Genomic DNA, 26,485 nt, shown 5'->3' with positions numbered 1-26,485 from the left:
CCATCCCCACCCCGATACGGAGACCCCATGCGTCCCACCCGTGCCTGGCGCGTCCTCGCGCCCCTGACCGCGGCCGTCGCGCTCGTCGCCGGCTGCTCGTCGGGCACCGAGTCCGACGGCTCGGACGGTACCGAGCCCATCGTGATCGGCCAGACCGCAGGCCTCACCGGTTTCATGAGCGTGTTCGACATCCCGGTCCAACAGGGCATGCAGCTCGCCGTGGACGACATCAACGCCCAGGGCGGGGTGCTCGGTCGCCCGCTGAAGATGATCACCACGAACAACGAGACCGACACCTCGAAGATCCAGACCGCCGCACAGGACGTCCTGGACCAGGGCGCCGACTTCGTCGTCACCTCGTGCGACTTCGACATCGGCGGCCCCGCCGCGCGGGTCGCCAACGACGCGGACACGATCGCGATGGGGTGTGCCGGTGGCCCGCTCTACGGCGTGGACGGCATCGGCCCGCTGACCTACAACCTCTACCCCGGCTCGCCGACCGAGGGCGCGATGCTCGCGGAGTACGCCAAGGAGAAGGGCTACACGCGGCCGTTCGTGATCACCGATCAGACCCTCGAGTACACCCAGGTCGTCGGGGACTTCTTCGAGAAGCGCTGGGCCGACCTGGGCGGCACGACGGTGGGCGAGGAGACCTACCAGAACGGCGACGAGTCGGCGGCCGCCCAGATCGCGGCGGTGCAGCGCGCGAACCCGGACGTGATCCTGGTGGCCAGCTACCCGCCCGGCGGTGCGACCCTGCTCCGCCAGCTCCGCGCGGCGGGCCTGACCCAGCCGTTGCTCGGCGCCCAGGCCTTCGACGGGACCTACTGGACCGAGGCCGTCCCCGGCCTGTCGGACTTCACCATCCCGGCCGCGGGCGCGTTGACCGGCGACGACCCGGTCGCCGCGAAGAACGACTTCTTCACCCGCCTCGAGGCGGCGACCGGGCAGCCCGCGGCGAGCGCGAACTACCCGCTGCAGGGCTACTCCATGGTGCAGGCGATCGCCCGGGCCGTGGAGCGGGCCGGCTCGACCGACACCGCCGCCGTCCAGGCCCAGCTCGACCGGTTCACCGACGAGGACCTGCTGATCGGCCCGACCACGTTCACCGCGGACTGCCACATCCCGTCGGGTCGCCCGCTGCTGCTCAAGACCTACACCGACGGTGTTCCCGCCGTCGTCGGGGAGCGCGCGGTGCAGTCGCTCATGGGTCAGGCGCCCTGCTGATGGACATCCTCACGGCGTCCGGGGTGACGGTGGCGTTCGCGGGCCTGACGGCGCTCGAGGACGTCGAGCTGAGCGTCCGTCCGGGCGAGATCCTGGGCCTGATCGGGCCGAACGGTGCCGGGAAGACGACGCTGACCAACGTGCTCACCGGGTTCCAGCGCCACTCGGGCGCCGTGAGCGTCGACGGACGGGACGTGACCGGCTGGTCCCCGCAACGGCTCAGCCGGGTCGGGGTGCGGCGCACCTTCCAGAACGTCCGGCTCTTCGGCGGGATGACCGTCGCCGAGAACCTGCACGCCGCGGCGCTGGGCGCGGGTCTGCGTCGCCGGGCGGCCCGCCGTGCCACGACGGAGCTCCTCGACCGCGCCGACCTCGGTTCGCTCGCGGAGGTCGAGGCGACCTCCCTGCCCTACGGGCTCGAGCGTCGGCTCGGCGTCGCACGGGCTCTGGTCGGCGACCCGCGCTACGTGGTGCTCGACGAGCCGGCGGCGGGGCTGAACGAGGAGGAGAGCGACGAGCTGCTCCGGTGGCTGAGGGCCGTGCCCGAGCAGTACGGCTGCGGGCTCGTGGTGATCGAGCACGACATGCGGCTGATCATGCGGCTCTGCGATCGGCTGCACGTCATCGACCACGGCCGCACCCTCGCGGTCGGCACCCCCGCGCAGGTGCGGGCCGATCCGCTCGTGATCGAGGCCTACCTGGGGGCGGGACATGCCTGAGCCGCTGCTGTCCGTGCGCGGCCTGACCGTCCGGTACGGGTCCGTGACCGCCGTGCACGGCATCGACCTGGACGTGGCCGAAGGGGAGCTGGTCGCCCTGGTGGGGCCCAACGGCGCGGGCAAGTCCTCGACGTTGGCCGCGATCACCGGCGCGGTGCGCCCCGCGCGCGGCACCGTGGCGCTCGGCGGTGAGGTGCTCTCCGGGCTCGCGCCCGAGAAGGTCGTCCGCCGCGGGGTCGCGCTCGTCCCGGAGGGCCGCCACGTCTTCACCGGGCTGAGCGTGGCGGAGAACCTCGCGCTCGGCGCCACGATCCGGCGCTCGGGGGTCGCCGAGGACCTCGAACGCGAGCTGGAGCGCTTCCCGATCCTGCGCGAGCGCTACCGGCAGCAGGCCGGGCTGTTGTCCGGCGGCGAGCAGCAGCAGCTGGCCATCGCCCGGGCGCTGATGTCCCGGCCGCGGCTGCTCCTGCTCGACGAACCGTCGCTCGGGCTGGCGCCCAAGATCGTCGACCTGGTGTTCGAGACCGTGGCGCGGCTGCGCCGGGAGGGACTGACGATCGTGCTGGTCGAGCAGAACGCGACGCGCGCCGTCGAGCTGGCCGACCGCACCTCGGTGCTGCGCACGGGGCGGATCGTGCGGTCCGGCACGGCCGCGGAGCTGGGCGGTGCGGCGGCGATGGCTGCCGAGTATCTGGGGGAGGCGGTGTGAACCAGGTCGTGCAGGCGCTGGTGAACGCGCTGAACCTCGGTGGGCTCTACGCCCTCTACGCGCTCGGCGTCGCGCTCGTCTTCGGCATCCTGCGGCTGGTCAACTTCGCCCACTCCAGCCTGATCATGGCGGGCGGCTACACCCTGGTGTTCACGGCCGGGCTGCCCCTCGTCCTGCGGCTGCTGCTCACCGTGGCGGTGTGCGTGGGGCTCGCGGTGGTGTTGGAGCTGGTGGCCTTCCGCGGAGTCCGCGGCGCCGCACCCGAGACGATGCTGGTGACCTCGTTCGCGGTCAGCGTGCTGCTGGCCAGCCTCGCCGAGACCGTGTTCGGGGCGCTGCCGCGGGCCACCGACCTCGGGCCGGTGTTCCGGGAGAGCTGGACCTTCGGGGCGATCTACCTACCCAAGATCAACGTCGTGACCGTCGTCGTGGTGGCGGCGCTGATCGGCGGGCTCGGGCTCTTCCTCACCCACACCCCGGCCGGGCTGCGGATGCGCGCGGCCGCCGAGGACTTCGGCACGGCCCGGCTGCTCGGCGTCGCCGCGAACAGGGTCATCAGCCTCGCGTTCGCCCTCAGCGGGGTGCTCGCCGCGGCGGCCGCCGTGCTCCTGCTGGGGGCCAACGGGTCCGTGACACCGTCCTTCGGGTTCAACGCAGTGTTGTTCGGCCTGATCGCCGCCGTGGTCGGAGGACTGTCGAGCCTGCGCGGCGCCGTGCTCGGTGGCTTCGTGCTCGGCGCGACCGGCCAACTGCTGCAGGAGGTACTGCCGGTCGGTCTCGCCCCGTTCCGGGACGCGATCGTCTTCGCCGGGGTGTTCCTCCTCCTGGTCGTCCGGCCGCAGGGTCTCGTCCGGAGTGGTCAGGGGGTGCGGGTGTGAGCCGGCTCCGGAGCCTCGGTGTGCCCGCGGCGCTGTTCGCCGCCGTCGTGGCGGTGGCGCTGCTCGCCACCCTGGGCCCGAGCGCGGTCGAGCGGCTCGCCGTCACCGGGCTGGTCAACCTGATCCTGGTGATCGGCCTGTACGTGTTCGTCGGCAACTCGGGCGTCTGGTCGTTCGGGCACATGAGCTTCGCGCTGGTCGGCGGGTACGTGGCCGGGCTGCTCGCGCTGCCGACCCGGCTGAAGGGCCAGCTGCTGCCGGACGCGCCGGCCCTGGTCCGCGAGCTCACCGCGCCCCCGTTCGTGGCGGTGCTGGTCGGCGGGTCGGTCGCGGCGGTGGTGGCGGTCGCCGTGGCGGTGCCGCTGGCGCGGATCAGCGGGCTGTCCGCGGGCCTGGCCACCGTGTCACTGCTGATCGCGTGCTCCGTGGTCGCGGCGCAGTGGCAGTCGGTGACCCGCGGGCAGAAGGGCCTGTCGTCCATCCCGACCAGCACCACGCTGTGGACGGCGCTGGGCTGGGTGCTCGTGGCGCTGGTGCTGGCCTGGGGCTATCAGCGCAGCTCCTTCGGGGTCCGGCTGCGCGCCTCCAAGTCCGACGAGGTGGCCGCGGCCGCCGCGGGCATCTCCGTCCCGGTACAGCGTGGGATCGCGTTCGTGCTCTCGGCGTTCCTCACCGGCGTCGGTGGGGCGCTCTTCGCGCTGCAGCTCGGGTCGATCAACCCGGACGTGTTCTACCTCGACGCCACCTTCCTGATCATCACGATGCTCGTGCTGGGCGGCGCCGGCTCGCTGACCGGGGCGGTGACCGGCGGAGTCGTGGTCTCGGTGCTGGCCGAGGTGCTGCGCCGCGTCGAGGGCGGCTCGCTGTTCGGGATGGACGTGCCCGCCCGACCCGGTCTCGCGGACGTCGTCCTGGGCGTGGTGCTCGTCGTGATGTTGTTGTGCAGGCCGTCCGGGCTCACCGGAGGCCGTGAGCTGCGCCTGACTCGACGTGGCACCGGCCGCGGCGACCCGACTCGAGAGCCGTCCGGCCGGCTGACGCCCGTGGGGGCCGCAGGCGGCCCCGGAGAGGACCGATCATGACCGACCGTTCGCCCGTGGGGGTGCTGGTGCACGGCACCACTCCGCCCGACCAGCTCGTGAGCGTCTGCGTGGGAATCGAGGACGCGGGCTTCGGGGAGCTGTGGCTCTCCGAGGACTACTTCTTCCTCGGTGGACCGACGAGCGCCGCGATGGCCCTGCAGGCCACCCGCGAGATCCCCGTCGGCATCGGCATCCTGTCCGCCGTCGTCCGGCACCCCGCGGTCACGGCCATGGAGGTCTCCACGCTGAGCCTCGCCTACCCGGGCCGCCTGATCACCGGGATCGGACACGGCGTGCCCTTCTGGACCCGGCAGATGGGCCTCTACCCCAAGTCCCCCATGCGGTCCCTGCGGGCGGTGATCGAGACGACGCGGGCGCTGCTGGCCGGCGAGACGCTCACGATCGACGACGGCCCGTTCACCTTCGACCAGGTCTCGCTGGTGCACCCGAACCCCGCGGGCGTGGACCTCTACGCCGGTGTGATCGGGCCGAAGTCCCTCGAGCTGGCGGGCGAGATCGCAGACGGCACGGTCATGTCCGTCATCGCGGCGCCGAAGTACCTGGAGTACGCGAAGCAGCACATCGCGGCGGGCGCGGCGAAGGCGGGCCGGGACCCCTCGACCCACCGGATCCCGACCTTCGTCATCTACAGCACGGATGCCGACGGGGACGTCGCGCGGGCCGCCGCCCGCGAGGGCCTGGCCTTCTACCTGCAGGCGGTCGGCCCGACGCCGATGACCGGCGTGTACGGCATTCACGATCGGCTGGGCGAGATCCTGGCCCTCGGTGACCTCGCCGCGATCGCCGAGGCGCTGCCGGAGGAGTGGGTCGAGGAGTTCACCGTCTCGGGTACACCGAAGGAGTGTGTCGGCAGGATCCGCAGGTTCCTCGAGGCCGGCGCCACCTCGGTGGTGCTCGCCCCGTTCCCCGCCGAGCGCAACGCCGAGATCCTCGCCCTCACCGCCACCGACGTCCTGCCCCACCTGGAGGAGCACCTGTGAGTGAGATCGTCTTCTTCCTGACCACCCTGCACTCGGAGGACGTCCGCGAGGCGTACGAGGCCTGGGTCCGCGAGGTCGACCAGCCCACCGCCGAGGCGCTGCCCGGGGTGGAGCGGTACCGGGTCGTGCGGCTCGAGGGCCCCGTCATGGACGGTGTGGACGTGCCACCCCACAGCTACATCGAGATCATCGAGGTCAGCGACCTGGCCACCTACCAGAAGTCGATCGGAGAGACCCCGGCGAGCTTCTTCGACCAGTTCCGCGCCTACATCTCCGGCTTCGACGCCGTCGCCGGACGGGTGGTGCAGTGACCGCGCCGGCGGCGAGCCCGCGCGTCGAGGTGCCGGGCACCGTCGACGAGGCCGTGGATCGCCTCGCCCAGCTCGGCCCGGACGGTGCCGCGCTGGCGGGAGGCACCTGGCTCATGCGGGGCACCCCGCCCCCGGTCCTCGTGGCCCTGCACCGGATCCCCGAGCTGCGGGGCCCCTTCGGGGCGCTGGCCACCCACACCGAGCTGGGCCGTCTCGCCCTGCCCCCCGCCCACCACGCACTCGGCCGCGCGGCCCGGCTGTCGGCGTTCCCCCAGGTCCGGAACGTCGCGACGCTGGGCGGGAACCTCTCCGCGCCCGGCTTCGCCGAGGCCGACCTGGTCCCCGCCCTGCTCGCGCTCGACGCCACCGTCGAGGTCGCGACCCAGCAGGGCAGGCGGCGCGAACCGGTCGAGGCCCACCTCCGGGACCGGGGCGGGCTCGTCGTGTCCGTGGCCGCTCCCGCTCCGGTGGGTCGGCGGTCCGGGTACGCGCGGCTCACCGTCCGCGGTGGTGGGGAGTACGCGCTGGTCTCCGTCGCGGTGTCCGCCGGACTCGACGCGCAGGGGGTCGCGACCGGGGTGCGCGTCGCCGTCGGGTCGGTGGAGGAGCGGGCCCGCAGGGTGCCCGACGCCGAGGCCGTGCTGGAGGGCACCGCGCTGGACGAGGCCACGGTGCGGCGGGCCGGGGCCGCCGCGGCCGCCGTGCTCTCCGCGCGGGACGACCTGCTCGCCCCGGCCTGGTACCGGCTCGAGGTGCTGCCCACCGTGCTGCTGCGCGCGGTGGCCGACCTGCTGGAGGCGCGATGAGGCTCACGGTGAACGGCCGGACGTCCGAGGTGGACGTCCCCGGCGGCACCCCGCTGCTCGAGGTCCTGCGGGAGCACCTGCACCTGCGCGGGGCGAAGCTCGGCTGCGGCACCGGCCGCTGCGGGAGCTGCACCGTCCGGCTCGGCGATCGCACCGTCGCTTCCTGTCTGCTCCCGGTCGCGCTGGCCGAGGACGAGGAGGTCACGACCGTCGAGGGACTCGCGGCCCCGGACGGCCCGCCCCATCCGGTGCAGGCCGCCATGGTCGCCTGCCACGGCGTGCAATGCGGGGCCTGCACGCCCGGCATGGTCATGACCCTGGCCACCTATCTGGACGCCGAGCCCGAGCCGCACGCCGAGGGCGTCCGCGAGGCGTTGACCGGCAACCTCTGTCGCTGCACCGGCTACCACACCATCGTCGACGCGGCGCTCGCCGCGGCCCGGTCGGTCCAGGAGGGAACGGCATGACGGCCCTGTCGGAGAGGCCCGCGCCCACGGCCATCGGCAGGTCGATCCCTCGGCCGGATGCGGACGCCAAGGTCCGCGGAACGGCCGTGTACGCGGTGGACCTGGCCGAGGCGGGTCTGCTGCACGCCGCCGTGTTGCGGGCGCCGCTCCCCGCGGCCCGGATCACCCGGCTGGACGCGACCGTCGCGGCGACCCTGCCCGGCGTCCACGCCGTGGTGACCGGGGCGGACGCGCCCGCGCGGTCCGGGATGCTCGTGATCAAGGACCAGACCGTCTTCGCGATCGACGTCGTGCGGTACGTCGGCGAGCCGATCGCCGCCGTCGCCGCCGAGACCCCGGCACAGGCCGCGGCCGCGCTGGCCGCGATCGAGCTGGAGCTGGAGGCGCTGGAGCCCGTCCTGGACCTCGACGCCGCGCTGACCGGCCGGGTGATCCACCCGGACTGGGCCGAGTACGAGGCGCCCGACGGCAACCGCGGCGGCAACGTCGCCTGGGACTCCGGCCTGGTCAAGGGCACGGACGCCGAGTGGGAGGCCGCGTTCGCCGCCGCCCACGCGGTGGTGAGCGACGAGTTCAGGGTGCCGCGCCAGCACCAGACCCCGATCGAGCCGCACGCCTGCGTCGCCCGCTGGAGCGGCGACCGGTACGTCGTGCACACCTCCACGCAGTTCCCGCACTCCGTCCGCACGCGCACCGCCGAGCTGCTGGGGACGCGGCCCTCGGCCGTGCGCGTGGTGGTGCCGACGGTCGGCGGCGGGTTCGGCGGCAAGCTCGACGCCATGCTGGAGCCGATCGCCTGTCTGCTGGCCCGCCGCTCCGGCCGCCCGGTCCGGCTGGTGAACAGCCGGGCCGAGGAGCTGGCCACCGCGGGCCCGCGGGAGAACGCGATCCTGCGGTTGCGCACCGCCGTCGACGCCGAGGGCCGGATCCTGGCGCAGGAGGCGGACGCGCTGCTGGACAACGGCGCCAACTCCAGCGGTGAGACCGTGATCTGCGGTGGGCTGCCCCCGCTCGCGCTGGGCGCGACGTACCGGGTCCCGCTCGCGCGCTACCGGTCCCGGGTCGTCTACACCAACACTCCGCCCACCGCGGCGTTCCGCGGGGTGGGCGGCCCGTACGTCGTCTTCGCGCAGGAGTCGCACCTCGACCACGTGGCTCGGGAGATCGGCGTCGACCGCCGCGAGCTGCGGCTGCGCAACCTGCTGCGGGCGGGCGAGAAGATGATCAACGGGCAGGTGCTGACGGACGCGGTCCTCACCGAGGCCATGGAGTCCGTGGAGCGCCGAGCCCCGTGGGCCCGCCCGGCAGAGGTCACCCCCGGATGGCTGCGCGGCCGGGCGGTCGTCCCGCTGACCTGGCTGACCAACCCCGGTCCGGGGGAGGCCTCGGTCTCGCTGTCCGACGACGGCACGATCCTGGTCACCACCGCCGCCACGGAGATCGGCACCGGCGCGGTGCAGACCGGCGTGCGCCAGATCGTCGCCGAGCGACTCGGCGTGCCGGTGGAGGATGTGCTCGTCTCCACCCCGGACACCGACGCCGGAGGCTTCGACAACGGCGCCCAGGGCAGCCGCACGACCTACGGCTCCGGTGCGGCGGCGGCCGAGGCGGCCACCGAGCTGCGCGCACAGATCCTCCGGGCCGCGGCCGGGATGCTGGAGGCGGCCGAGTCCGACCTCGAGATCGCCGACGGGGTCGTCGGGGTGGCCGGCAGCCCCGGGGCCACCGTGACCCTCGCCGCGGTGAGCGCCTCGGCCATGTGGACGACGGGTCCGTTGTCGGCGACCGGCAGGTTCGTCTCCCCCGCTCCCGAGTTCGACGGCGGCTGTCTCGTCGGCGCCCTCTTCACGACGATCAACGGCACCTCGTCGCACGCGCACACCGCAGACGTCGAGGTGGACCCGGCCACCGGCGAGGTGCGGGTGCTCGACTACACCGTGGCGCAGGACGTCGGCCGAGCGATCAACCCGGCCATGATCCGCGGTCAGGTGAACGGCGCGGTCGCCCAGGGCCTGGGTTACGCCCTGTACGAGGAACTGCGGATCGGGGCCGACGGGCGGGTGCTCGACGACAGCCTCGAGGGCTACCGCGTCCCCACCGCACTGGACGTCCCGCCCATCGACCTGGAGATCCTCGAGAGCCCCGGCTCGAACGGGCCCTACGGCGTCAAGGGCGTGGCCGAGCCGCCGATCGTGCCCGTCGCCGCGGTCGTCGCCTGCGCCGTCGCCGACGCCATCGGGGCGACCGTCACCGCGCTGCCCCTCACCCCCTTCGCCGTGCTCGCCGCCCTGCGGGGGAGGCGGCCGTGACGCGGTGTCCGAGGTCATCGCCCCGGTGAGCGGAGTGGCGGTGTCCGTCGATCCCGTCCTCGCCGCGGTCTCGTCGGAGCCGTGGCCTGCGACACCCTGTCGAATCACGGCCGAAACAATTCGTCGTCGTGCACTGGGAACGCGAGAAGTCTGGCGAATGGTCCATGGCGACGGCCCCCGAGGCCGCATAGCGTCCGATCCACCGTCCGGGTACACGAGGAGCAGCAGCGAACATGACCACCACCGCTGAACCGGTCGAGCGCCGGACCAGGTACACCGGGGCGCGAATCCGGCGCACCGAGGACCCGCGCCTGCTCGCGGGCCGAGGCCAGTACATCGACGACATCGTCGTGCCGAAGATGCTCGAGGCAGCCGTCCTGCGCAGCACTCACGCGCACGCGCGGATCCGGAGCATCGACGTCAGCCGGGCGCGCGCGTTGCCCGGTGTCTTCGACGTGATCGTCGGCGCGGACCTCGCCGAGCTGGCCGAACCACAGCCCGTGATCTGGTTCCCGATCCCCGAGCAGCGCATCGCCCGTGCCCACGCCCTGGCCGTGGACCGGGTCCGCTGGGTCGGCCAGGCGATCGCCGCCGTCGTCGCCACCGACCGCTACGTCGCGGAGGACGCGCTCGAGCTGATCGAGGTCGACTACGAGCCGCTGCCGGTGGTCGCGGACCTCGACGCGGCCCTCGCCCCGGGCGCCCCCCGGTTGTACGACGACTGGCCGGACAACGTCAGCGGCACCCTCACCTATCGCAACGGCGACGCCGACGAGGCGTTCGCCACCGCGGACGTGGTGGTCGCTGGCACCTTCGACCACGGTCGCACCTTCGGCTGCCCGCTCGAGCCGCGGGGCTGCATCGTGAACTGGGACGCCTTCGAGGGCACCCTCGACGTCTGGCTCGGCACCCAGTCACCCAACCTGGCCCGGGACCTGTTCGGGGAGGTGTTCGGGCTCCCGGTCCACAAGATCAGGGTCCGCACCCCGAACCTGGGTGGCGGGTTCGGCAACAAGTTCGACTTCTACGGCGAGGAGGTCATCGCCGCCGTGCTGTCCCGGCGCACGGGCAGGCCGGTGAAGCTGCTCGAGAGCCGGGCCGAGAGCTTCGTGGCCACCGGGCACTCCCGCGACCAGCGCATGGACTTCGAGATGGCGCTGCGCAGCGACGGGACGATCCTCGGATTGCGCGGCACGGCCTACGGCGTGCTCGGGGGCGCGCTGGGCACCGTCGGCTCCGGGCCGCCCTGGGCGTCGGTGCTGACCTGCATGGGGCCGTACAAGATCCCCAACCTCGAGCTGAACCTGAAGGCCGTGGTCACCAACCGCTCGCCGTACGGCTCCTACCGGGGCTGGGGTGCGCCGAAGGGCAACCTCGTCCACGAGCGGCTGATCGAGATGGCCGCCCGTGAGCTGGGGATGGACCGGGCCGCCATCCGGCGCAAGAACTTCCCCGCACCGGAGGAGTTCCCGTACTTCACCGGTGCCATCTTCACCTTCGACAGCGGTCGCTACGCCGACTGTCTCGACCTGGCGATGAGCAAGGTCGACGAGCTGGGCTGGCGCGAACGCCAGGCGCAGGCCCGCGCCGAGGGGCGCTGCGTCGGGATCGGGTACTCCTTCCACATCGAGCCGAGCGGCTACGGGCCCAGCCGGATCCTCAACCTCGCCGGGCTCACCCACTCCGGTTTCGACGAGGCGACCGTGCGGATGGACTCCACGGGCAAGGTGACCATCTACACCGGACAGATCAACATGGGGCAGGGCACCCACACGGTGTACACCCAGCTCGCCGCCGACGCTCTCGGCATCCCGATGGACGACGTCCTCGTCGTCACCGGTGACACCGACTCCTGCCCCTACACCGGATACGGCACCGGGGGCAGCCGGGCGACCGCACTCGGGGGCGCCGCGATCCTCCGGGCGGGGGAGCGGCTGCGCGCCAAGATCCTCAGGGTCGCCGGGCAGCTCCTCGAGGCGTCGCCGGACGACCTGGACATCGAGGACGGCACCATCTCGGTGCGGGGCACCACGGGAGCGTCGGTGACCACGCGAGACGTCGGAGACGCCGCCTACCGGCGGCTGCGCGACCGGCTCCCGGAGGACGAGATGCCGACCCTCGAGGAGGTCGACGTCTTCGACCCGGTCAACATGGCCACCTCGTTCGGCTGCGCCGCGCTGCTCGTGGAGGTCGATCCGGAGACCGGGACGGTGACCCTGCTGGACTGCCTGCAGGCCCACGACTGCGGCACGGTGGTCAACCCGATGCTGGTGGACGGCCAACTGGCCGGAGGCCTGGCCCAGGCGATGGGCGGTGCGCTGCTGGAGGAGCTCGTCTACGACGAGAACGGCCTACTGCACACCGGCAGCTTCCGGGACTACCTGCTGCCCACCGCCAGTGACATCCCGCCGTTCCGGTTCTTCCACCAGGAGACGCCCGCCCCGGACATCCCGGGCGGCATGAAGGGGGTCGGCGAGGCGGGCACGATCGCCGGGGTGTCACTCGTCGCGAGTGCCATCGACGACGCGCTGCGTGACCACGGCGTGACCGTGACGCGTTTCCCCGTCACGCCACCCCGCCTGCTCGCCCAGATCCGCGAGGCCGCGACCGGGAACGGAGGGGAGCGATGAAGCCGCCCGCGGTGGGATACGCCCGGGCCGGGAACGTCCAGGAGGCCGTCGCCATGCTCGTCGAGCACGGCACGGACGCCACGGTGCTCGCCGGCGGGCAGAGCCTGGTTCCGATGCTGTCCTTCCGGCAGGCCCGGCCGTCGTTCCTGGTCGACATCAACCGCGTCGCGGAGCTGGACTTCGTCCGCGACGAGGGGGCGAGCCTGCTGCTCGGCGCGACGGCCCGGCAACGCGACGTCGAGATGAGCCCGGTCGCCGCCTCGGCGGTCCCGGTGCTGCCCGAGCTCCTCGGCCACGTCGGGCACGTGACCAACCGCAACCGCGGGACCGTCGGTGGCAGCCTGGCGCACGCCGATCCGGCGGCCGAGCTGCCGACCCTGGTCACCGCACTGGGTGGTGAGCTGCTGGTGGAGGGACCGCGCGGCGCGCGCACCGTCGCGGCCGAGGACTTCTTCGTCGCACCACACCGGACCTCGCTGGGGTTCGACGAGCTGCTCACCGCCGTCCGGCTGCCCCGGTTGCCCGCAGGGGCCGGGATGGCGGTCCAGCAGATCGCCCGTCGCCACGGCGATCTCGCCCTCGTCGGAGTCCTCGCGGCAGTCCGGCTCGGCCCGGACGGGGCGATCGACCTGGTCCGGCTCGCCGCGAGCGGAGTCGGCCCGGTCCCGGTCCGGCTGCACGCCGCGGAGGCCGTCCTGACCGGGGTGCCCCCCACGACGGAGGCCCTCGACGCCGCGGCCGACGCGGTCGCCGCCGCCGTCCAGCCGCCCGACGACGTCCACGCCCCCGCGTCCTACCGGCGCGACATGGCCTGCCTGCTGCTCAAGCGGGCGGTCGGGGCGGCCCTCCGACGCAGCGAGGTGAACGCATGACCGACAAGCAGGCCGTGACGGTGACCATCAACGGGCACGTCTATACGGACGAGGTCGAGCCCCGGCTCACCCTGGCCGACTTCATCCGCCACCGCTGCGGGCTCACCGGTACCCATCTCGGTTGCGAGCACGGTGTCTGCGGGGCGTGCACGATCATGCTGGACGGCCGGACCGCGCGGGCGTGCCTGATGCTCGCGGTGCAGGTCGACGGATGCACCCTGACCACGGTCGAGGGCCTCGCCGAGGGGGACCGGCTCTCGCCGCTGCAGGAGGCCTTCTGGAACAACCACGGCCTCCAGTGCGGCTTCTGCACCCCGGGCATGCTGATGTGCGCGACCGAGCTCCTGCAGGCCGACCCCGATCCCACGGCCGAGAAGGTGCGGACGTGCCTGTCCGGCAACCTCTGCCGGTGCACGGGATACGACTCCATCGTCACCTCCGTCCTCAGCGCGGCGGAGCGGCTCCGGAGCTGAAGCCCGACCGGCGTGGGTCGAGGCGTGAGGCGTGTCACCCGGCCCGTAGGGCTTCGGCCAGGACCTCCACGCCGCGGCTCATGTCGGTCGGGGTGGTGCCCGCGTAGCCGAGCAGCAGGGCCGACCTGCTCTCGGGTCCCAGGTAGTGGATCGACAGCGGCCAGACGTGGACGCCCTGGCGCAGCGCGGCCTGGGCGACGGCGCGGTCGTCGTGGTCGTGGGGGAGCCTGCCGACGAGGTGCAGCCCACCGTCCGACGGCTCCAGCCGGATCTGCTCGCCCAGCGGCTCCATGCACCGGAGGAGCTCGACCTGGCGTTCCCGGTGCAGCACCCGCATGCGGCGCAGATGGCGGGTGAGGTGGCCCTGCTCGATGAAGTCGGCGACGACGGCCTGGTCGACGAGGTGGGCGTGCATGTCGGTGCTCAGGTGGGCGGCGAGGAAGCCGTCGACCAGGTCCGGTGGCGCGATGATGTACCCGAGCCGCAGCGCGGGGAACAGCACCTTGCTGAAGGTGCCGACGTAGATCACCCGTTGCCGGGTGTCGATGGCCATCAGCGCGGCGTGCGGCTTGCCGTGGTAGCGGAACTCGGCGTCGTAGTCGTCCTCGATGACCCAGGCGTCGGCGTCCCCGGCCCAGTCGATCAGGGCCAGCCTGCGTTCGAGCGACATGGTGTGGCCGAGCGGGAACTGGTGGGAGGGCGTGACCGTGGCGAGCCGGGCCGCGGGCTCGAGGGCGATGCCGGCCCCGACGTCGAGACCGTGCCGGTCGACGGGCACCGGGACGATCCGCGCGCCCGCGGAGATCAACGCGGCGCGGGCCCCCAGGTATCCGGGGTCCTCCAGCCAGGCGGGGTCGCCGGGGTCGAGCAGGATGCGGGCGCAGAACTCGAGAGCCTGCTGCGAGCCCGTGGTGATGATGACCTGGTCGGGGGTGCAGTGGATGCCGCGGGCGGTGCTGATGTGCCCGGCGACGGCCTCGCGCAGCGGCCGGTAGCCCGCGGGGTCGTCGTAGCGCATCAGCTGCGGCCCGGACTTGCGGAACCGCTCGCGGTGCAGCTTGGCCCAGGTGTCGAAGGGGAACGCGTCGAGCGCCGGGAGTCCGATGAGGAACGCCGTGCCGTGCGGACGACGGCCCAGGACCGACGGCAGCGGCACTCTCCGGGCCGCGGCGAGCCGCCTGCCGCGCGCCGAGAGGTTCGCACGACCGGTCGACGTCGACGGCCTGGCCTGCTCGGTGGCCGGCGGCGGGAGGACCTGCTCGGGCAGGACGGACGCGACATAGGTCCCGGAGCCCTGCCGACCGGTGATGTACCCCTCGGCCTGGAGCTGCTCGAACGCCGCGAGCACCGTGTTGCGGGACATGCCGGTCTCGGCCGCCAGGCTCCGGCTGGGCGGCAGGCGGGTACCCGCGGGCAGCTGACCGGTGAGAATGCTGGTGCGGAGCTGCTCGTAGAGCGCCTTGTACGCGGGCGCGGCCTTGGCCCGTGCGGAACCGGGACCGCCGTCGACGGGGACCTCCGTGTTGCGTGCAGATGTCACGTGGCCCCCCACGGCGGCGGTGAATTGGATCTGGTGGACCCGCTGATCTCGGCTAATCTCTGGAGCCAACAGGTCGCGGTCAGGATAGCCCCACGCGGGTCGTCGGCGAATGGTCACGCCGCCGCCTGAATCCGGTTCTCGCGATCTGCCGCTCGATCCCGACGATCGCCCCGAATCCCACCCGAGGAAGGCGCTGCCCGTGCCGATCTACCTGAGCATGCAACGCGTGCGGTTCTCCAGCCCGGACGCCTACGAGAAGTTCAAGGTCGTGTTCGGCGACACCCGACACCACCTGATGAAGCTGCCCGGATTCCTGCACCTGACCTGGTGGGAGCACCCCGACGACCCGGGCTGGTTCAACGAGTGCAGCTTCTGGACCAGCAAGAAGGCGCTCTACGACTGGCACACCGATACCTATCACAAGCACGCGAAGGCGTGGGCCGCCAATGGCGCCATCATGGAGGACATCATCACCAACTTCGAGTTGGTGGGAACGCGTCTGCTGCGCATCTGTCCGACCTGCGGGGAACTGCAGGACAAGGTCTACGAGCTCGCTCAGGAACAGGCGGTGCTGCGTGAGCAGTGCCCGAACTGCGGATTCCACTTCCCCTACCTGACCGAGCAGCCGTCCAGTTTCGCGGTGTTCAAGGACGTTCCGCTCGACCAGCTCGACGACGTTCCCGGACCGGACACCGAGGCGGCGACGAACGGGACGGCGCCGGTCGGGGACGACCGGCAGCCCGTCGACGCCTGAGTCCCGAGGACGCACGGTGACCGCGCCCACGCTGACGCGCTCGGACCCCCGGGCGCACCCGGGGATGACCCCCGAACTGGCCTCGCGGATCGTCGACGGCGTGCTGCTCACCTTCGCGTCGGGCCGGGTCGACCTGATCCTCCAGGGCTTCACCGAGGACGCCGAGCTGCGGTTCGGCCCGGCCGCCGTCCTCCGGGGCCGGACGAGGATCAGGGCGTTCCTCGAGCACCGGTTCGCAGAGCGGGTCGACCAGCGCCTCGAGAAGCGCCTGCGCGCCGTGGAGGGCGACGCCCTCGTCGTCGACTGGTGCGACCGATGGACCGACACGAGGACCGGCAGGGTCATGCGCAGCGAGGGCACCGAGGTCTGGACGCTGCGCGACGGCCTGCTCCGCACCTGGGAGGTCGACCCCCGCACCTGACCCGCCACGATGCCGGGTCAGGTCTCCGCGGCCAGCCGCTGCAGCACCTCGGAGGTGGGGAGGACGGCGCCGTGCCTGCGGCGGATCAGGTCGACGACCAGCCCGGTCCAGCCCGTCTGGTGGGAGGCGCCGAGCCCGGCGCCGTCGTCTCCGTGGAAGTACTCGTGGAACTGCACATTCTCCCGCCAGCGCGGGTCGGTCTGCATCCGGTCCACGGCGCCGTAGCAGGGCCTGCGGCCGTCCGCGCCGGGCAGGAACAGCGAGATCAGCCGGACCCGCAGGTCCGCGGCGATCTCGTCGAGGGGGAGGGTGCGGCCGGACCCGGTCGGGTACTCGACGGCCAGCTCGTCGCCGTAGAAGCGGTGGTAGCGCTCGAGGGCCGAGATCACCAGGGCGTTCACGGGGAACCACACGGGTCCGCGCCAGTTCGAGTTGCCGCCGAACATCGGGCCGGTGGACTCGGCGGGCTCGTAGTCGACCTGGGCGTGCAGGCCGCCGACGTCCAGCACCGCGGGGTGCTCGCGGTGCCGGGCGGACATCGACCGCAGCCCGTGCGGGGAGAGGAACTCGGCCTCGTCGAACAGCGCGGTGAGCAGCCGCCGCACCCGGGGCCCGTCGACCACGCCGACGAGCAGGCGCCGCTCGCCCTCGGGCCCGCGCAGCAGCCCGGCGGCGGCGAGCGCGTCCGGCTCGGCGACGCCGTGGCGCTGCAGGAACCGCGCGAACCGCTTCCCGACGACCAGGGACCGGTCCAGCCCCTCCTCACCGACTACCCCGCCCGCCAGCATCGGGATCATCCCGACGACCGAGCGGACCGGCACCGGCGCCGAGCGGCCGTCGGGCAGGGTGATCCGGTCGTGGAACATGCCGGCGTCGTCGTCCCAGAGCTCGGCGCCGTCGAGCGCCTCGCGGATCAGCGCGAAGTGCTCCAGGAACTTCTGCACCAGGTCCACCGCGGGCCGCCGCCCGGAGCGGTGCAGGATCGCGGCCATCGTGGCCATGGCGGCGGCGTAGCCCGCCATCCACCCGGTGCTGTCCGCCTGCTCGAGCCGCCAGCCGGGAGGGAGGTGGGAGCGGTCGATGGGGCCGATGTTGTCCAGACCCATGAACCCGCCCTCGAAGAGGTTCGAGCCGTCGGCGTCCTCACGGTTGACCCACCAGGTGAAGTTGACCAGCAGCTTGTCGAACACCCGGGAGAGGAAGTCCAGGTCCGTGCCGCCGTCGAGGGCGAACACCTCGAGCGCGGCCCAGGCCTGCACCGGCGGGTTGACGTCGTCGAAGTCCCACTCGTAGGCGGGCAGCGCCCCGTTGGGGTGCTGGAACCACTCCCGGCACAGCAGGCCGAGCTGGTACTTCGCGAAGGCCGGGTCGACGTGCGCCAGCGCCACGCAGTGGAAGGCCAGGTCCCAGGCGGCGAACCAGGGGTACTCCCAGGTGTCCGGCATGGACATCAGGTCGAAGGCGTTGAAGGTCCGCCAGCGGGCGTTGCGCCCCCCGAGTCTGCTGGGCGGCGGTGGCGGCTGATCCGGGTCGCCGTCGAGCCAGCGGGTGACGTCGTAGGAGTAGAGCTGCTTGCTCCACAACAGACCGGCCACCGCCTGGCGCAGCACCGCGGCCTCGTCGGCGGACGCCGCGGCCGGCGCGAGCTCGGCGTGGAACTCGTCCGCCTCGGCCCGGCGCAGCGCCACCACCTCATCCGCATCGGTGGGAGTGCCTCCCGGCGGGCGCAGCCGGAGCCGGATCTCGGTGGTCGCCCCGCCCGGCACGGTCAGCCGGTACCAGGCGGCGCACCGGCTGCCCCGACGCTCCGGGTTCACGGTGGCCGCCTTCTCGACGACGTGGTCCCCGATCCCGTCCTTCGGGTACCTCGGGCCGGGGCGATGGTAGAGCCGGTCGGTGTTGGTCTCGTTGTCGCAGAACAGGAACTCGTCCGGCGCGGGCTCGGCGGTCAGCTCCAGCTCGCCGAGGAACGGGTGGGTGGTCCGGACCCGGTCGTCGGTGCCGACGAGCTCGTCCGGCTCCTCGCCCCGCCACGACCAGGTGTTGCGGTACCAGAGCTGGGGGAGCACGTGCAGGGTCTCCGGCTCGGGCCCGGCGTTGGTGACGCGCACCGTCATCAGCAGGTCGGTCGGGTCCGCCTTGGCGTAGTCGACCTCCACCACCCAGTACCGGTCGTCGTCGAACACGCCGGTGTCGAGCAGCTCGTACTCGGGCTCGGCGCGGGTGCGGGCGGCGTTGGTCGCCCGCAGGTCCTCGTACGGGAACGCGGCGTGCGGGTAGTGGTAGCGCCAGCGGTTCCAGGCGTGGCTGGGCACCGCGTCGAGGAACCACCAGTACTCCTTGGCGTCCTCGCCGTGGTTGCCCTCGTCGCCGGTCAGCCCGTAGATCCGCTCCTTGAGGATCGGGTCCCGGCCGTTCCACAGGGCCAGGCCCAGGCACAGCCGCTGCTCGACGTCGCTGAACCCGGCCAGTCCGTCCTCGCCCCACCGGTAGGCGCGGGAGCGGGCGTGGTCGTGCGGCAGGTGGGTCCAGGCCTCGCCGTCGGGGCTGTAGTCCTCGCGGACCGTGCCCCACTGCCGTTCGGCCAGGTAGGGGCCCCAGAGGTACCAGTCGCTCGCCTGCCGCAGGCCGAGGTCCAGCCGCCCGAAACCGGCTGCCCGCTCCCGTTCCGCACCCATCGGCTCGTGCCCCTCCGCAGACAGCCCACGTCGATCACCCCGACTATGCCCACTTCCGGCGCGGAGCTCCATCCTCGGATGGCAGGACGGTCGTATGGTGAAGGCGTGCCGAAGCGGGTGGACCACGCCGAGCGGCGGGCCGTGATCGCGGACGCGGTGCTCGCCGTCGTCGCGCGGGGTGGGATCGAGCAGGCCAGCGTCCGGCACGTCGCGGCGGAGGCCGGGGTGTCGGCCGGGATGGTGCAGCACTACTTCCGCACCAAGGACGAGCTGATGCGGGCCGCGATGGAGCGGGTCGGCGCGGCGGTCGAGCGGCGGCTGTCCCTGCTGCCCGCGGACACCCCGCCGCGCGAGCTGCTGCGCGCGCTGTTCCGCCAGCTCCTGCCGCTCGACGACGAGCGGGCGCGGGAGGGCCGCGTGGCGCTGGCGTTCCTGGCGCACGCCGCGGTCGATCCCGCCGCCGCGGGCGAGCTGCGGGACAACGGCAGGCGGATGCGGGCCTACGTCGCGGGGCAGGTGCCGGGGGGTGTGGTCACCGCGGTCGCCCTGCTCGGCCTGATCGACGGCCTCGGGATGCAGGTGCTGACCGGGGATCTCGACGCGGCCACGGCGATCGCCGTCTTCGACGCCCAGCTGGCGGTGGCCTTCGGCGCGGAGCTCCAGGAGACCGGCCCGGGGGAGTGAGAGCGGACGACGGGATTCGAACCCGCGACCCTCACCTTGGCAAGGTGATGCGCTACCAGCTGCGCTACGTCCGCACTGCGCCCCGAAGAGCGCCCGTCGACTGTAGCAAGCTAGCGCAGGCGCTCGCGCACGTGCCCGGCGATCGCCGCCGCCAGCCCGACGGGCACGGCGTTCCCGATCTGCCGCGCGATCCGGATCTTCGAGCCGCACCAGGCGAAGTCCTCCGGGAACCCCTGCAGCAGCGCGGCTTCCAGGTGCGTGACCACCCGGTCCTGGTCCGGGTGCAGGTAGCGGCCCTTCTCCGGCTTGAAGAACTCGGTGCGGATGGTCAGGGACGGCTGGTCCCAGTGCATCCGCCCCATGACGTCCGTGGTGCCGGTCCGCTTCTCCCGCCAGCAGCGGGGGAGCAGCTCGTCCGGCAGGTCGAACCGGCCGCCGCCGGGCGGGATGTGGGCGTAGCGCTGCAGGGACAACGGCGTCGGGGTCCGCCCGAAGTGCAGGTCCAGCCATTTGAACGTGCCCGGCACCGACTCGCCGAAGACGGACGTCCGCGCGTCGGGCAGCGCGGTGGTGGCGGTGCGGGCCGGGAGCGCGCCGATGGTCTCGCGGACGGTGCGCCACCGCCCGCGCGCCCGCGTCGGCGCCGGGTGGTCGACGGGCCCGATCCGCGAGCCGATCACGATCGTGCGCGTCCGCCGCTGCGGCACCCCGTAGTCCGCGGCGAGCAGGTGGGCGTGCGCGAGCTCGTAGTCGGCGATCATGCCGCCCGCCGCCTCGTCCAGGAGCAGCGCGAACTCGGGGCTGCTGCGGAACCGGTCCACGTTCTCGATCACGAACACCTGCGGGCGCGCGACCTGCACGAACCGCAGGAACTGCTTCCACAGCTGGTTGCGGGGATCGTCGACGTCCTTGCTGCCGAGGTTGGAGAAGCCCTGGCAGGGTGGCCCGCCGATGACGACGTCTGCCCGCGGGATCCGCTCGTCCGGCACCTCGGCGATGTCCCCCCAGTGCACGTGGTGCTCGCCGAAGTTCGCGGCGTACGTCGCGGCGGCGTGCAGGTCGTGCTCCACCGCGAACACGGGCGTGAATCCCGCGCGGACGAACCCCGCCGTCATCCCTCCGCAGCCTGCGAAGAGGTCGATCAGCGTGGGCACGGTGGTCAGCCTAGCCGGCCGGGCTCCCGCGGCTCCGCAACCGCGCCGGCGAGTCCGCGCTGGTACCAGGCCACGTCCCACCAGGTCCCGAGCTTGTACCCGACGGCTCGGTAGGTCCCGACGAGCGTGAACCCGAGCGCCCGGTGCAACCCCTCGGACGCCGCGTTGGGCAGGGCGATCCCGGCGAACGCCTGCGTGTACCCGAGTTCGGTGAGGGCGCCGAGGAGCTCCTCGTAGAGGGCGCGGCCGACCCCACGGCCCCGGGCCGCGGGGTCGAGGTAGACGCTCACGTCCACACACCAGCGGTAGGCGGCCCGGCTGCGGTGCGGGCCTGCGTAGGCGTAGCCCCGGACCTCCCCGCGGTCGTCGCAGTCCACGAGCCAGAGGACCGAGTCGGACAGGCGTGCCGCCATGTCGGCGGCGGTCGGCGGCGTCTCCTCGAACGAGATCGCGGTGTCCCGGACGTACGGGGCGTAGATCGCGGCGACGCGCTCGGTGTCGGACGCGGTGGCGCGGCGGATCACCGGGGCACCAACACGTAGCCGGTGTAGCCGTAGTCGGACCCGTGCGCGGTGCGGACGTCGATCTCCTCGCGGGCGGGCGCGGCCTCCGGGCCCAGGGCCGCGAGGGCCGCCGCCAGCGGCTCGTAGTACTGCGCCCAGTCCGAGTCGGGCAGGACGTAGGTGGCCGCGACCCGCCAGCCCGCGGCCGTGGCGGCGGCGACGTTCCCCGCGGTGGTGCGCATCCCCGGGTAGCCGGCGTCCCAGAACGCGCGGGCACCCGCCGCCGGGGTGTCGGTGAGCCACTCCGCCTCGGTGAGCACGATCGCGCCGCCGGGTGCGAGCAGCCTGCGCCACAACGTCAGTGCCCGGTCGAAGCCCACGAGGTAGGCGGAGCCCTCGGCCCAGACGAGGTCGAACGCGCCGTCGGGGAAGGGGAGGTCGTCCATCGAGGCCCGCACCGGCTCGACGCCGGTGCCCGCGAGCGCGTCGAGGAACGGCTGGTGCAGGTCGACCCCCGTGACGTGGGCGCCGGTGAGCCGCGCGAGCGGGATAGCCGAGGCCCCCGTCCCGCAGCCCAGGTCCAGGATCCGGCGCGGCGTGACCCCGCTGAGCCGCAGCAGCAACGCGGTCGTCTCGGCCGATCCGGGCGCCTGGCGGGGCAGCCCGGCGTGGACCCGCCAGAAGATCTCCTCGTCCATGGGCCGATTCTCGCCTGGGAGACACGCCCTCGGGCTCATGGTCGTCCTCGGGGAGTCGGTTCACCCCGACGACGAACCGGACCCGCCCGGATCGACCCGCTGCCCCAGGAAGGTGTGGACGATCCCGCGCTGCCAGCCGGTCATCGGCTCGACCCGCACGTCCGCGAACCCCGCCGACCGCATCCGCGCGCTCAGTGCGGCGGCGCCGTCGAAGTCCAGGACGCTGCGCCAGAGGTAGCGGTAGAGATCGGCGCTGCCGGTGGCGCGCTTGCCCATCGGGATGATGATGCCCCAGCTCACCGCCGTCCAGACGGCCTTGGCGGGCAGGCTGTCCGCGACCGAGTACTCGTGCACGGCCACGGGAGCGCCGGGGGCGAGCAGGTCGTGGATCGTCCGCAGCCCGCCGTCCGGGTCGGCGAGGTTGCGCACGAGGTAGGCGGCCAGGATCCCGTCGAACGGGCCCTGCTCCTCCAGCTCCTCGAGGCGCGAGTGCACGAACCGCACCCGGTCCGGCCACCGCTTCCCGCGCGCGACCGCCAGCATCTCCGCCGACCCGTCCACCGCGGTGATCTCCGCGTCCGGGTGGGCGGCCAGCAGGGCCGCCGTCGAGGCACCCGTTCCGCAGCCCAGGTCGAGCAGCCGGGGGCCGGTGGGCCGCAGCCGCTCGGCCGAGCGGCGCAGGTGCTCGTGGTACCCGGGGTTGCGCCCGACGAGCGTGTCGTAGGAGGGAGCGTGGTCGTCGAAGGCGCGAGGCACGCCGGTGGGCTCGATCCGCACCCGCAGAATGATGCCGTGGCGCCCCGCCCCTCGCCGATCGGCTCGGGGCGTGGCGCACGTTCTGAGGGCTAGGACCGCAGCCGGTACCAGGTGCCCTCGTCGCTGGTCCGGTACTGCACGTAGTCCCGGTCCAACACCTCGCGGACCTGCGGCCCGCGGTCGGTGACCCAGCCGGCGGCGTCCGTGCTCACCATGATCACGGAGGGGTGGACGGCGGCGACCTCGCGGGCCACCTCGGACCACTGGTCGTCGGACATGAGGTCGTAGGTCCAGCCGTCGAAGCGGACGGACAGCGGCGTGCCGGAGAGCCGGTTGTAGAGCGGGTCACCGAGCACGTAGAGGCTGTCGGTGGGCTGCACGTCGGCGGCGGCGAGCTCGGCGCGGATCGTGGAGTAGTCCGCCACGCGCTCGTCGATCCGCTCGCGGCTCGCGGCCGTGAGACCTCCACCGTCGAGCACGGTGGGCAGTGCCCAGCTGCCGGCGTGGGCCAGCATCGGCAGGCAGACCAGGCCCAGGACGACGGCGGTGCGCGGCTGCCACCGCACGACGTCCAGCTGCCGCAGCGCCAGCACCACCAGCGGCGCCGACGCGAAGTACCACTGGTACCACCAGGCGAACTGGGTGGCGATGGCCACGACGTCGAGCAGGACGAAGGCGATCATCGCCAGGTCGAGGGCGTCTCGCCGGCGCCAGGCCGTGGCCGAGCGCCACGCCGCGAGGACGACCACCGGGAACATCCACGCGAGGTAGCGGCCCAGTCCCTCCGCGACGCGGGCGGGCGAGCGCGAGCCGGGTGCCGCGCCCATCTGCGCCGCCTCGACGATCCAGACGTGCAGCGTCTCGCGCAACGCACCCTGGGCGGCGAGCCACGCCAACACCGCGAGGACGGGCACGAACGCGGTCGCCGTGAGCACCACGCCCGCCGCGATCCGGTGCCGCCGCAGCGCGAACCCGAGGTAGACGAGCAGCGCCACCCCGGCCACCGCGGCCAGCAGCAGCTTGAACACCCCGATGATCCCGACGCACAGTCCGGCCAGCACGATCCGGCGGAAGGCGATCTCGGGCCCGGGCGTCGCGGCGACGAACGCGAACGCCCCGACGGCCGGGACGAGGCAGAGCATCTCGAGCTGGCCGAAGTCGCCCGGTCCGGCCGCGAGCAGCAGGGTGCCCGTGGCCAGCACCGGCAGCAGCCTGCGCAGCCGCGCCGACTCGGTCCGCCTGCGCAGCAGCGCCCAGACCGTGGCGCCGAACCCGAACGCCATGAGGACGTCCAGGGCGCGCATCCCGATCTCGCCGAACCCGAAGAGGCCGTACCAGAGGAAGATCCCGGGCTGCTTCACGTCCCAGAGGTCCACGTACAGGGTCTGGCCGTGCAGGATCTGCCGCCCGATCGCCGCGAACACGGCCTGGTCGCCGCGGAAGGGCCAGGTCAGCACCATGCCGCTGAGCGCGGCCAGCACCAGCCCGGACACCCACAGCTCCCACCGCCCCGTGTGCGGCGCCGGGGTGGTGGACGCCTCCTGCACCGCGATGGCCGAGGTCTCGGGCTCGACGGTGCGCGCCCGCTCGGCGCGCGCCGACTCCAACAGCGGCGTGGGCGCCCGGGTGGGCTCGGGGGCCGGGATCGCCCGGATCGTCGGGATGGGCTCGGTCTGCACGGTCGCGAACGGCCCGGTCGGTGCCTCCAGTGCCCGCGACGCGTGCCGCGGCAGCCCGGCCCGGCCGTCGGTCACCCGCACCCGCAGCGCCCCGGTGTCGGGGTCCCGGAACAGGGTCGGTCGATCGTCGGACGCAGGTGGGGCGGGGTCCGACGTCCGCGGAGCGGGGATGGCCGGCCGGAGCGTCACCGCCGCGCTCCGCCCGCCACCGGAGCCGACGCCCGGGTCTGCGCGCAGCCCGTCGGTCGGCGCGGCACGGTCTGGCATGGGTCCCCTCGTCCTGCGGGTCCGGCCGGCGGTCACCGGCTCGCCGGTGTCATCGCGGGATGCCCCCGTCCCGTTTCGTGTTGCGGCGAAATGCCCGACACGTCACAGGGCCGAACGGACGAGCGCGATGGTCGTCGGGTTTGTCCAGCTTGGTCCGATCGGCCCTGGTCAGGTGTGCGCAGATGTCGCTTCGGACACGATCGGGGTGGCGGGGCAACCTGAGAACGGCCGTTAAGGGTGCACCACGCCCACCGGGGCGCGGGTGTCGACCGGTGCGCCGCTTCCGGACGATCCTGTCCGGTTCACGAACCGCCGGAACCGGACGTCATCCGGCCTTCGAGGAAGAGTCGTTCGCCCTCGGTCGGGGCGAGCTCGGCCGCCCGGGCGTAGGCCGCGTCGGCCTCGGCCCGCCTGCCGAGCCTGCGCAGGAGATCGGCGCGGACCGCGTGCCAGGGCGGATAGTCGCCGAGCTGCAACCCGTCGACCAGGGTGAGCGCGGCCGCGGGGCCCTGCACCTCGGCGACGGCGACCGCCCGGTTGAGCGCGACGACCGGGGTCGGCAGCCGGCCGAGGAGCTGGTCGTAGAGGGCCAGGACCTGCGTCCAGTCGGTCGGCGGGTCGGTGTGGACGGCCTGGATCGCGGCCTGGAGCTGGTAGGGGCCGGGCCGGTCGCGCCGCAGGCACTCCCGGACCAGCGCGTGGCCCTCCGCGATCAGCGCGGCGTCCCACAGCGCGCGGTCCTGTCGGTCGAGCGGCACGAACCCGCCCGCGGTGCGCGCCGCCCGTCGGGACTCGGTGAGCAGCATCAGCGCGAGCAGGCCGCGCACCTCGGGCTCGTCCGGCATGAGCTCGAGCAGCTGGCGCCCGAGCCGGATCGCCTCCGCGGCCGCGCCCTGGTTGAAGATCAGGTAGACCACCGCGAGCACGGACGTCACGCGCTCGGGCAGATCGGCGTCGTGCGGCACGTGGTAGGGGATCCGGGCCCGGGCGATCTTGCGCTTCGCCCGCACGATCCGCTGGGCCATCGTCGGCTCCGGCACCAGGAACGCGGCCGCGATCTCGGCCGTGCTCAGCCCGCCCAGCAGCTTGAGGGTCAGCGCGACCTGCGCCGCGCGACCCAGTGCCGGGTGGCAGCAGGTGAAGATGAGCCGCAACCGGTCGTCCTGCACGGCACCCACCTCCTCGGGGGGCTGCGGGTCCCCCGCGAGCAGGTGGGCCTGGGCGTGCCGGGCGTCTCGGGTGGACTCCCGACGGTGCCGGTCGACCGCCTTGTTGCGGGCGGTCGTGATGATCCAGCCCGCCGGGCTCGGCGGCACCGGCGGCCAGCGCCGCACGGCCTCGGCGAACGCCTCGGCCACCATCTCCTCGGCCAGGTCGATGTCGCCCAGCTGTCGGACCAGCACCGACACGGCCCGCCCGTACTCCTCGCGGAAGACCCGCTCGACCTCGGAGGTCATGCCCAGTAGAAGGGGCGGACCTCGATGGGCAGGGTGGTCGCCAGCGTGGCCCGCCGCCCCCAGTGCAGGGCCTCGTCCAGGTCGGCGCAGTCGATGATCGTCAGGCCGCCGAGGTACTCCTTGGCCTCGGCGAACGGCCCGTCGGTCACCAGCACCTCGTCCCCCTGGGCGTGGACGACGGTCGCGGTCTCCTGGCCGTCGAGCCCGCCGGAGAACACCCAGACGCCCGCGGCCTTGGCGTCCTCCTCGAAGGCCGCGACCCGCGCCATGATCTTCTCGAGCTCCTCGGGCGCGGGCGGGGTGCCCTCGGGCTGGTAGACGCTGAGCAGGTACTTCGCCATCACGACCTCCGATGTGGGGTGGGAACACCTCCTACACGAACGCGGCCCGTGGATTCGACACCGCGACCG

Annotated in this window: 25 protein-coding genes and 1 tRNA gene; 16 read left to right on the top strand and 10 right to left on the bottom strand. The window is 73.3% G+C overall.

The window, feature by feature from the left end:
- The first annotated feature begins 27 nt into the window (after nucleotides 1-27).
- From L3X23_RS22545 to L3X23_RS22485, 13 genes are all read left to right on the top strand, one after another.
- A complete protein-coding gene (locus tag L3X23_RS22545; protein ID WP_237194320.1) occupies nucleotides 28-1,227 on the top strand; it encodes an ABC transporter substrate-binding protein in 1,200 nt (399 codons plus the stop codon).
- Complete coding sequence (locus tag L3X23_RS22540) at nucleotides 1,227-1,946, top strand: ABC transporter ATP-binding protein (RefSeq protein ID WP_237194319.1); 720 nt, start codon at nucleotides 1,227-1,229, stop codon at nucleotides 1,944-1,946. The genes L3X23_RS22545 and L3X23_RS22540 overlap by 1 nt, the downstream gene beginning before the upstream one ends.
- Entirely contained in the window at nucleotides 1,939-2,655 is a 717-nt protein-coding gene (locus L3X23_RS22535; protein ID WP_237194318.1) for an ABC transporter ATP-binding protein, read from the top strand. Before L3X23_RS22540 ends, L3X23_RS22535 begins: the two co-directional genes overlap by 8 nt.
- On the top strand, nucleotides 2,652-3,533 hold the full coding sequence (locus tag L3X23_RS22530) for a branched-chain amino acid ABC transporter permease (protein ID WP_237194317.1): 882 nt from the start codon (nucleotides 2,652-2,654) through the stop codon (nucleotides 3,531-3,533). The genes L3X23_RS22535 and L3X23_RS22530 overlap by 4 nt, the downstream gene beginning before the upstream one ends.
- Complete coding sequence (locus tag L3X23_RS22525; RefSeq protein WP_237194316.1) at nucleotides 3,530-4,615, top strand: branched-chain amino acid ABC transporter permease; 1,086 nt, start codon at nucleotides 3,530-3,532, stop codon at nucleotides 4,613-4,615. The genes L3X23_RS22530 and L3X23_RS22525 overlap by 4 nt, the downstream gene beginning before the upstream one ends.
- On the top strand, nucleotides 4,612-5,616 hold the full coding sequence (locus L3X23_RS22520) for an LLM class flavin-dependent oxidoreductase (protein WP_237194315.1): 1,005 nt from the start codon (nucleotides 4,612-4,614) through the stop codon (nucleotides 5,614-5,616). The genes L3X23_RS22525 and L3X23_RS22520 overlap by 4 nt, the downstream gene beginning before the upstream one ends.
- The gene (locus tag L3X23_RS22515) at nucleotides 5,613-5,927 is read left to right on the top strand and encodes a hypothetical protein (RefSeq protein WP_237194314.1); all 315 of its coding nucleotides are present in this window, start codon (nucleotides 5,613-5,615) and stop codon (nucleotides 5,925-5,927) included. The genes L3X23_RS22520 and L3X23_RS22515 overlap by 4 nt, the downstream gene beginning before the upstream one ends.
- Nucleotides 5,924-6,733: a xanthine dehydrogenase family protein subunit M gene (locus L3X23_RS22510; RefSeq protein WP_237194313.1), complete on the top strand. Its 810-nt coding sequence runs from the start codon at nucleotides 5,924-5,926 to the stop codon at nucleotides 6,731-6,733. Before L3X23_RS22515 ends, L3X23_RS22510 begins: the two co-directional genes overlap by 4 nt.
- Nucleotides 6,730-7,200, top strand: coding sequence for a (2Fe-2S)-binding protein (locus L3X23_RS22505; protein WP_237194312.1), 471 nt, complete (start codon nucleotides 6,730-6,732; stop codon nucleotides 7,198-7,200). Before L3X23_RS22510 ends, L3X23_RS22505 begins: the two co-directional genes overlap by 4 nt.
- Nucleotides 7,197-9,509 carry a xanthine dehydrogenase family protein molybdopterin-binding subunit gene (locus L3X23_RS22500; protein WP_237194310.1) on the top strand — a complete coding sequence of 771 codons (2,313 nt, stop codon included), beginning with the start codon at nucleotides 7,197-7,199 and terminating at the stop codon, nucleotides 9,507-9,509. The genes L3X23_RS22505 and L3X23_RS22500 overlap by 4 nt, the downstream gene beginning before the upstream one ends.
- Before the next feature lie 233 nt (nucleotides 9,510-9,742).
- Nucleotides 9,743-12,139 (top strand): xanthine dehydrogenase family protein molybdopterin-binding subunit, encoded by a 2,397-nt coding sequence (locus L3X23_RS22495; protein WP_237194308.1) that lies wholly within the window; start codon nucleotides 9,743-9,745, stop codon nucleotides 12,137-12,139.
- Nucleotides 12,136-13,011 carry a xanthine dehydrogenase family protein subunit M gene (locus L3X23_RS22490; protein ID WP_237194305.1) on the top strand — a complete coding sequence of 292 codons (876 nt, stop codon included), beginning with the start codon at nucleotides 12,136-12,138 and terminating at the stop codon, nucleotides 13,009-13,011. The genes L3X23_RS22495 and L3X23_RS22490 overlap by 4 nt, the downstream gene beginning before the upstream one ends.
- The gene (locus L3X23_RS22485) at nucleotides 13,008-13,484 is read left to right on the top strand and encodes a (2Fe-2S)-binding protein (RefSeq protein ID WP_237194303.1); all 477 of its coding nucleotides are present in this window, start codon (nucleotides 13,008-13,010) and stop codon (nucleotides 13,482-13,484) included. The genes L3X23_RS22490 and L3X23_RS22485 overlap by 4 nt, the downstream gene beginning before the upstream one ends.
- 34 nt (nucleotides 13,485-13,518) lie before the next feature.
- On the opposite strand, the gene L3X23_RS22480 is transcribed toward L3X23_RS22485, so the two are convergent.
- Nucleotides 13,519-15,024: a PLP-dependent aminotransferase family protein gene (locus L3X23_RS22480; RefSeq protein WP_237194300.1), complete on the bottom strand. Its 1,506-nt coding sequence runs from the start codon at nucleotides 15,022-15,024 to the stop codon at nucleotides 13,519-13,521.
- 109 nt (nucleotides 15,025-15,133) lie between these two features.
- Between L3X23_RS22480 and L3X23_RS22475 the strand changes: the two genes are divergently transcribed.
- On the top strand, nucleotides 15,134-15,778 hold the full coding sequence (locus L3X23_RS22475) for an antibiotic biosynthesis monooxygenase (RefSeq protein WP_237194298.1): 645 nt from the start codon (nucleotides 15,134-15,136) through the stop codon (nucleotides 15,776-15,778).
- A 16-nt stretch (nucleotides 15,779-15,794) separates the two neighbouring features.
- A complete protein-coding gene (locus L3X23_RS22470; protein WP_237194296.1) occupies nucleotides 15,795-16,199 on the top strand; it encodes a nuclear transport factor 2 family protein in 405 nt (134 codons plus the stop codon).
- Between the two features lie 17 nt (nucleotides 16,200-16,216).
- On the opposite strand, the gene L3X23_RS22465 is transcribed toward L3X23_RS22470, so the two are convergent.
- A complete protein-coding gene (locus tag L3X23_RS22465; protein ID WP_237194294.1) occupies nucleotides 16,217-18,877 on the bottom strand; it encodes a glucosidase in 2,661 nt (886 codons plus the stop codon).
- Nucleotides 18,878-18,982: 105 nt separating this feature from the next.
- Here L3X23_RS22465 and L3X23_RS22460 point away from each other — a divergent pair, with 105 nt between their 5' ends.
- Nucleotides 18,983-19,561, top strand: coding sequence for a TetR/AcrR family transcriptional regulator (locus tag L3X23_RS22460; protein ID WP_237194291.1), 579 nt, complete (start codon nucleotides 18,983-18,985; stop codon nucleotides 19,559-19,561).
- A gap of 1 nt (nucleotide 19,562) precedes the next feature.
- Here the strand turns inward: L3X23_RS22460 and L3X23_RS22455 are convergent.
- From L3X23_RS22455 to L3X23_RS22420, 8 genes are all read right to left on the bottom strand, one after another.
- Nucleotides 19,563-19,635: transfer RNA gene (locus L3X23_RS22455), tRNA-Gly, on the bottom strand.
- Nucleotides 19,636-19,671: 36 nt separating this feature from the next.
- Entirely contained in the window at nucleotides 19,672-20,715 is a 1,044-nt protein-coding gene (locus L3X23_RS22450; RefSeq protein WP_237194289.1) for a DNA cytosine methyltransferase, read from the bottom strand.
- Between the two features lie 5 nt (nucleotides 20,716-20,720).
- Nucleotides 20,721-21,239, bottom strand: a complete 519-nt coding sequence (locus tag L3X23_RS22445) for a GNAT family N-acetyltransferase (protein ID WP_237194286.1) — start codon at nucleotides 21,237-21,239, stop codon at nucleotides 20,721-20,723.
- Nucleotides 21,236-21,916 (bottom strand): class I SAM-dependent methyltransferase, encoded by a 681-nt coding sequence (locus tag L3X23_RS22440; protein ID WP_237194284.1) that lies wholly within the window; start codon nucleotides 21,914-21,916, stop codon nucleotides 21,236-21,238. The genes L3X23_RS22445 and L3X23_RS22440 overlap by 4 nt, the downstream gene beginning before the upstream one ends.
- Nucleotides 21,917-21,976: 60 nt before the next feature.
- The gene (locus L3X23_RS22435) at nucleotides 21,977-22,699 is read right to left on the bottom strand and encodes a class I SAM-dependent methyltransferase (RefSeq protein ID WP_374205001.1); all 723 of its coding nucleotides are present in this window, start codon (nucleotides 22,697-22,699) and stop codon (nucleotides 21,977-21,979) included.
- Between the two features lie 62 nt (nucleotides 22,700-22,761).
- On the bottom strand, nucleotides 22,762-24,618 hold the full coding sequence (locus L3X23_RS22430; protein WP_237194282.1) for a hypothetical protein: 1,857 nt from the start codon (nucleotides 24,616-24,618) through the stop codon (nucleotides 22,762-22,764).
- Between the two features lie 302 nt (nucleotides 24,619-24,920).
- Nucleotides 24,921-26,075 carry an RNA polymerase sigma factor gene (locus L3X23_RS22425; RefSeq protein WP_237194281.1) on the bottom strand — a complete coding sequence of 385 codons (1,155 nt, stop codon included), beginning with the start codon at nucleotides 26,073-26,075 and terminating at the stop codon, nucleotides 24,921-24,923.
- Nucleotides 26,072-26,416 carry a YciI family protein gene (locus tag L3X23_RS22420; protein ID WP_237194280.1) on the bottom strand — a complete coding sequence of 115 codons (345 nt, stop codon included), beginning with the start codon at nucleotides 26,414-26,416 and terminating at the stop codon, nucleotides 26,072-26,074. Before L3X23_RS22420 ends, L3X23_RS22425 begins: the two co-directional genes overlap by 4 nt.
- Nucleotides 26,417-26,485 lie beyond the last annotated feature (69 nt).

It is taken from the genome of Pseudonocardia sp. WMMC193 (assembly GCF_021728735.1).
Classification (GTDB): Bacteria; Actinomycetota; Actinomycetes; order Mycobacteriales; family Pseudonocardiaceae; genus Pseudonocardia; species Pseudonocardia oroxyli.
Note: the sequence above shows the minus strand (reverse complement) of the source record. Positions and strands in the feature narration are given on the sequence as shown.